The organism is Rhodococcus sp. IC4_135, from assembly GCF_011602025.1.
In the GTDB taxonomy this organism is placed as follows: domain Bacteria; phylum Actinomycetota; class Actinomycetes; order Mycobacteriales; family Mycobacteriaceae; genus Rhodococcus_F; species Rhodococcus_F baikonurensis.
Genome location: NZ_JAAOLG010000078.1, coordinates 1 through 6,128, shown reverse-complemented (window position 1 = coordinate 6,128; position 6,128 = coordinate 1). Strand labels below are relative to the sequence as shown.

The following is a 6,128-nucleotide window of genomic DNA, read 5'->3' as shown; positions in this document are numbered from 1 at the left end:
GAAGCACATTTTTCAATCAGCAGCCAGGGCGTCCCGAAGCGCTGGGCGGCCACTCGTTTCGAGCCACACAAGGCAAGACACCATCAGCCACACCCAGCACTTCCGGACCAACTAACAACTTACGGAGGACACCATGACCGCAGCAGCATTCACCTTCACTCCCGATGCAGACTTCGTCGACCGCGCACTCGACGCCGAGCTCCGCCGCGACAGCGAATCCGTCGACCGGAAACTGCGCACCATGCTCGCCGCCCTCGACGATTCCCTCGCCGGAATCAGTGATGCACGCGAAGAACTGCACACCCTCTACACCGCCGCCGGCACGGACACCGCCGAAGTTGTTGCCGGCCACGACCAGGACATCGCAACCCACCTCGAGGACGCAGCCCGCAACCTCCGCGCAGCCGCCGAGATCCTGCGCAGCCACCGGCAACTCACCTCACCGCGCACCTGACCTCCCATGCCCACCGGCGACAGCAAGGAACCCGACGTGACACTCTCACTGGCCACCGTCCCCGACTTCGACGACCTCACCGACAACGAAGACGACATCGACGAATACAGCATCGCCCTCGACGTCGAAGCTCAACTCCTGTGCTCGCTGCTCTGGGCGCCGGCCCAGAGTGCGAAACGAACCGTCGCGGCCCTGACCAGCGCAGACTTCTACCGACCCGTCCACGCCGAACTCTTTGCCGTCATCGCGGACCTTGTGAGCGCAGGCAAACCCCACAACAGTGCCCACGTCTTCACCACCTTGCAGCAAGAAGGCCGCACCAGCGGACACCTCGGCAAACAACTCACCAAAGCACTCACCGACATCACCACCATCGGCGTCCCGTCCGCCGAACTCGAGGACAACATCGCAGCAGTCCTCACCCAGGCCTACCGGCGCGGATTCTTCGAAGCAGCACGATCCCTCGCCCAGGCCGCGGAAGAGCTCCCCGAAGACCAACTGTTCGAGCACCTGCTCAGCATCGGCCGCGAACGCCGAGCCGCCTCCCAACGCCTCGCCGCCATCCGCGAAGGACGAGCATGACCAACAAGCCAGGTGTGGTGAAACACAGCATCTTCGGAGTCCTCGCGCTCGCCGTCGCAGCCCTGGACTTCACCATCGGCACCAAACATATGATCACCGCCGGAATCATCGCCCTCACCGCCTCCGCCTACAGCTTCACCAAAGCCGCCAGCCTCCGAAAAGCTCCAAACGACAAGGAGAATCGACCATGACCGAAGCGAACAGTAAGGACCTGATGTCCGACGAGGCCGTCCTCTGGTTCGAACGCCGGAAAGAAGAACCAGGACGGAGGGCGAGCCCGGCCGAACGCCAGCACTGGATCAATGACTATCCATCGGCGGTCAACACACTCGGTTCGATGTGCCACTCGATCACTTTCTGGCGTCAACCTTCGTACCGACTTCGTGTCACACTGCGAGGCTCACAACTCGCCAACATCACCCGCATAGACGACGTGCTCAGCGATCGGGGATGGACGCGGGATCTCACCCCTCCGCCAGCAAGTTTCGACCAACGGCCTCCTCAGACAGGGATAACACCCTCATGAGCGACGACGAACACGACGCCTGGCAGTTGCACCACCACGGAGCCGACTGGAACGAGATCGGCACCGAAATGGGATGCAGCCCCACCACCGCGCAAACCCTCGCCGCCGCCTACGAGAGGCGCACCGACGCAGCAGCCCACACCGCGCAAAACACCCTGTTCTGACCCTCGACACCGCAATCCCTGTCGGACCTAACCGGCACACTCACCAGAAACGACAGAAAGGACCGCCATGAACAACGAGATCACCACCATCGTTGCCCCAGTCGCAAAAGCAGGAGCAGGGGCAGCAGTAGCCGGATTCGTACTCGGAACACTGATCGCCTGGCTGTTCTTTCCCGACGCAATGAAGCCGTGGCAATTCGGCATGATCTTCGCCCTGGTCACGCTGTTGCTGGTTCTCCTCAGCGCCGCCCCCTTCGTATGGCGCCGGTACAGCGGGCAAAGCTAGGGCTGCAATCCCTCGCAGACACCCTGTTCGGATACCGCCCCACAACGCTTGTTGACCACAGGAAACAGGCAATGATCAGGTAGAATAGACAACGGTGCGCAGCTCCCCCGACCGCCACCACACACGCCCGAGTCGACGAAGGAGCACCGGTGACCACAGCACGCAACGCACAGTCGCACATGACCGAAGCCCAGATCGACCGAGCCATCGCCGCCGCCACAGCCGGACACCGCATGGCCGGCATGGAACCCAGCGCCACCGACCTCGAAATCGGCCGCCGGCAACTACGCGGAGAAATCACCGGCGACAAAGCCGTTGAACTCGCAGTCGCCGCAGCACTCGCCGAATACGAGGCAGCACAGCCCGAGTGAACGATCCCTACGAGATCGCCCCCGGCGTCCTCAACAACAAATACGGCATCACAGACCCCGCGAAACTCGCCGTAGTCGAACGCGCAGCCGCCTACCAGCGCATCCTGCAACTCGAAACACAGCCCATCCCAGGCAATTTCGACTTCGACCACCTCAAAAAGATCCACCAATTCATCCTGCAAGACGTCTACGACTGGGCCGGCACCCTCCGCACCCGCGACACCGGCGCCGTCGGCATGAACCTCCCACACTGCCGACCCGAACACATCGAAAACCAAGCAGCATTCATCTTCCGCGGAATCGCCAAAGACAACTTCCCCCAAGGACTCCCGAAAGACCGCGCCGTCGACCGACTCGCCTACCACTGGGGCGAAACCACCGTCCTGCACCCATTCCGAGACGGCAACTCCCGCACACAACGAGTCTTCTTCGACGAACTCCTCAAATCCTCCGGCTGGACCATCGACTGGCAGAAAGTCCACGCCTCCGCAGTACAAGCCGCCCGCTACGTTGCAATGGAAGCAACCCACACACCACTCCGCGACGTCCTCACCCCCGGCGTACACCGCAACAACACCGAACCGCCCACCCTCGCGGGCACCCAAGGCAAGGTCATCCACCTCGAGGTCGCCGAGCACCACAAAGCGATGATCGAACACCTCCGCAGCGGAAACCGCGAACCGTACAACCCCAACGAACTCAGCGACATCGCCAACCGCGCCCGCATGAGCTTCCCCGCACCACCCACACACCGCACCCGTACCGTGGCCCCCGAAGACCCCGCACCGCCACGACCGAGCCAGCCGAAACGCGAACACAACCTCGGCAGAGACTGAAAACGTCCAAGCAAAAAGCGGAGTGACCAGCACTAATGTGGTTGCGAATTGTTCCTACTTGAACTTTTCGGCGTGATCGCTCAACAGCCGCGCAAGCGCCCGAACTGTTTTCGGGTCAGTCATATCGCCGCCACGCGCACAACCGATCCGCGCACCGGACGCCGCCTCCGCAGCCTGCAACTCCCGATATGCCTCGACAAGCTCAGCACTGGGATTCGCCATCAGCTCCGCTTGACGCTTCTGCTCAGCGTCGCGAGCAACGCGCATCTGGGCCGAAAACTGCTCCTCGCGCCAGATTCCGAACCGGCGACGCTTCCACGGCCCACGAACATCCGCGCCGGCCATCCACGCCGCGAACTGCTCCTTGTCCCGCTCCCACTTCCGCGGCCGAAAATCCGGACTCCAACTATCCATCAACTTTTCCCCCACCTCGCGTCGACCTGCGGACGCACCCAAAATAGCAGCGTTCAACCACCAACCGCCGCGGTCGCAGATCCGAAACCACCCACGGCCGGCCACTCCGAAACGCGACCAAGCCTCGACACCGACGGACAACCCCCGGACAGAGAAATGGCCCGACCCAGGGTCGGACCATTCCTCATCCCAATTTGCGATTAGGGGCCTAAGAACAGCGCCTTCGCGCTCTTCTCACCCATCGAACCAGCCAGCCCATCAGAATCAGCGGCAATGCCAACGCCACAATCAACACCCGACGCACCACACCCTTGAATCCAGGGATCCACACTGCCGACTTCACAACCTCCAGCGCAGCAGGATCCACAAAAGGGACCTCATGACCCAGCCATTCCAAGCCGCGGATCAGCAGTAAAGCCACGCTGATCAGACCCCAAACGGCGTCCGCTGCCTTGCCGATTACCCGCATGGACCGATCGCCGCGCCACACCCGCGTTGCCAAAGACTCCTCCGACCACCAACGGGGTCGAGTCCTTTGTCCAGACGCATTCTCTCGACTAGATCCATCTTCTTCATTTACCGTACTTTCATTAACCATGATAGAGCCTTTCTGTTAGTTCACGATTGTTCCCTTCGGTTCAGGATTTGCGCACAAAACTAGCCGCCGTCCATTCTTTCGGGATTCCTTGTCGCCCCGAGATTTCGAAGCAACGGATTACATCCTACCAGGTCACAGCGGCAATGTGCGAGCTTTCCGGGGCTGCGAGACCGATTTGATGCACTCGGAAAGAATCGGCGCTCAGCTGCCCGTACAGCCACGATAATAATGCGTCGGTACTCCAAGCTGGGCGCATCGCTACGAATTAACTAACAGAGGCTAATAAGATATCCCCTTTAGAATGCGAGCGAGTTTAAATAGAATTGTTCTTCTCCCAGAAACTCATGTCGAGAGCAGAGCTACCGCGACACCACGCGTGGTCGGCCTCCGTCGCTCCCGCACAATCACCCCGCCAGCCACCCGAGCGGGAGGTGCGAACGCCTGGTCGGTTGCCGGCGGTGTGTTGGCGCCTGCCCGGCGGCCGGCCACCTACCGGTGTCCTCCGAATTGAGCTCCGCTGCGCTCCGCACCAGCGAAAAGCGTTGATTTGTTTGTCCTTCTGGCCTTCCGATTCTCGTCGGCGGTGACCTGCGCGCAACCCCTGGCGGCGATGCCGGCCCGAGGGCTCCGAGAAATTTTCTCAACCCGCACTCGCACGCTCGCAGAGAAATTTTCCCGGCCCAGGGGTGGCACTCCGGCCCCCTCATGCCGACGCGATTCTCCTTTGCCAGCAGGGCAAAAAAATTGGCGGCCACCGAGCAGGGGGACGCCACCGAGCAGCGGAGGCCGAAAAGTTATGGGTGCACCAGCGAAGACCACGGCAGACAAGAGCGCAGCGCGACGCGAGCAGGCCGCCGCACTGCACGAGAGCATCACCGCGAAGGTCGCCCAGCTCACCGACACCGACGCATGGGCCGCCTACCTGACCGCAGCAGCAGCGTTCCACTCCTACAGCTTCAACAACGTCATGTTGATTTTCTCGCAGGCCCCGGACGCCAGCCAGGTCGCCGGATTCCGCAAGTGGCAAGAACTCGGACGGCAGGTCCGCAAGGGCGAGAAGTCGATCAAGATTTTCGGCTACTCGACCAAGAAGATCACCGAAACCGACGCCGAGACCGGCGAGGAAACCACCCGTCGCGCAGCACGGTTCCCGATCCTGTCCGTGTTCGACATCGCCCAAACCGACCCGATCGAAGGACACCCCGCCGCAGCAGCCGACACCATCACCACCCGACTGCAAGGCGACGACCCCGCCGCGATCTACACCCGCATCGCGCAGGTGATGACCGAACAGGGATGGACCGTCACCCGCGAGCTCATCGCCGGAGAAACGAACGGCCGCACCAGCCTCGACGGATCACGCCGCATCATCGTCGACGACACACTCAGCGACGCACAAGCCGCGAAAACGATGATTCACGAAGCCGCCCACGCACTCATGCACGCCAGCGGAGACATCGACCCCGCCGAGCTGCACCGAGGCCGCGCCGAAGTGGAAGCCGAATCCGTCGCCTACGTCCTGGCCGGACTGCTCGGACTCGATACCACCGAGTACAGCATCGGCTACATCGCCGGATGGGGAAACGGAGACCTCGAGGTCATCACCGACACCGCCCGCGCAGTCCTGGCGACCGTCCACACCCTGGCCGAGGCGCTCGAGCCCGCCGCCGACGAGGCCGAGGACACCGCAGCCGCATAGACGGCAGCACCCGCAAACACAGGTGCGACACCGGGCGGTAGGAGCCCGCCCGGTGTCGCGCCCGAAAGTCTACGAAAGACATCTCAGGAAGTTAACAGTCAAGCCGCGAGCACGAGAGGAGGTGGGAAGGCATGGGTTTCGTCGTAGGTTTGTCCGGTTTGCAGGCAGTGGTGGAGTTGTCCGAGGAATTTGTTGAAC

General features: G+C 62.1%; 9 protein-coding genes. 8 read left to right on the top strand and 1 reads right to left on the bottom strand.

The features are described from left to right. Window positions 1–133 precede the first annotated feature (133 nt). The 7 genes from G8767_RS34760 to G8767_RS34730 all read left to right on the top strand — a co-directional run bounded on the left by G8767_RS34760 (window position 134) and on the right by G8767_RS34730 (window position 3,219). Window positions 134–454, top strand: a complete 321-nt coding sequence (locus tag G8767_RS34760; RefSeq protein ID WP_166814204.1) for a hypothetical protein — start codon at window positions 134–136, stop codon at window positions 452–454. Window positions 455–490: 36 nt separating this feature from the next. Then, complete coding sequence (locus G8767_RS34755) at window positions 491–1,036, top strand: DnaB-like helicase N-terminal domain-containing protein (RefSeq protein WP_298782123.1); 546 nt, start codon at window positions 491–493, stop codon at window positions 1,034–1,036. After that, window positions 1,033–1,227 carry a hypothetical protein gene (locus G8767_RS34750; protein ID WP_166814190.1) on the top strand — a complete coding sequence of 65 codons (195 nt, stop codon included), beginning with the start codon at window positions 1,033–1,035 and terminating at the stop codon, window positions 1,225–1,227. The genes G8767_RS34755 and G8767_RS34750 overlap by 4 nt, the downstream gene beginning before the upstream one ends. A gap of 331 nt (window positions 1,228–1,558) precedes the next feature. Further along, entirely contained in the window at window positions 1,559–1,726 is a 168-nt protein-coding gene (locus G8767_RS34745) for a hypothetical protein (RefSeq protein WP_166814200.1), read from the top strand. A gap of 67 nt (window positions 1,727–1,793) precedes the next feature. After that, entirely contained in the window at window positions 1,794–2,012 is a 219-nt protein-coding gene (locus tag G8767_RS34740; protein ID WP_166814198.1) for a hypothetical protein, read from the top strand. 149 nt (window positions 2,013–2,161) lie between these two features. Beyond that, window positions 2,162–2,383 carry an antitoxin VbhA family protein gene (locus G8767_RS34735; protein WP_142006838.1) on the top strand — a complete coding sequence of 74 codons (222 nt, stop codon included), beginning with the start codon at window positions 2,162–2,164 and terminating at the stop codon, window positions 2,381–2,383. Continuing rightward, window positions 2,380–3,219: a Fic family protein gene (locus G8767_RS34730; RefSeq protein ID WP_166814196.1), complete on the top strand. Its 840-nt coding sequence runs from the start codon at window positions 2,380–2,382 to the stop codon at window positions 3,217–3,219. The genes G8767_RS34735 and G8767_RS34730 overlap by 4 nt, the downstream gene beginning before the upstream one ends. 54 nt (window positions 3,220–3,273) lie before the next feature. Here the strand turns inward: G8767_RS34730 and G8767_RS34725 are convergent, their stop codons facing one another. After that, window positions 3,274–3,633: a hypothetical protein gene (locus tag G8767_RS34725; RefSeq protein ID WP_166814194.1), complete on the bottom strand. Its 360-nt coding sequence runs from the start codon at window positions 3,631–3,633 to the stop codon at window positions 3,274–3,276. Window positions 3,634–5,027: 1,394 nt separating this feature from the next. On the opposite strand from G8767_RS34725, the gene G8767_RS34720 reads away from it, so the two are divergent. Beyond that, on the top strand, window positions 5,028–5,930 hold the full coding sequence (locus tag G8767_RS34720) for an ArdC-like ssDNA-binding domain-containing protein (protein WP_166814192.1): 903 nt from the start codon (window positions 5,028–5,030) through the stop codon (window positions 5,928–5,930). Window positions 5,931–6,128: the final 198 nt, after the last annotated feature.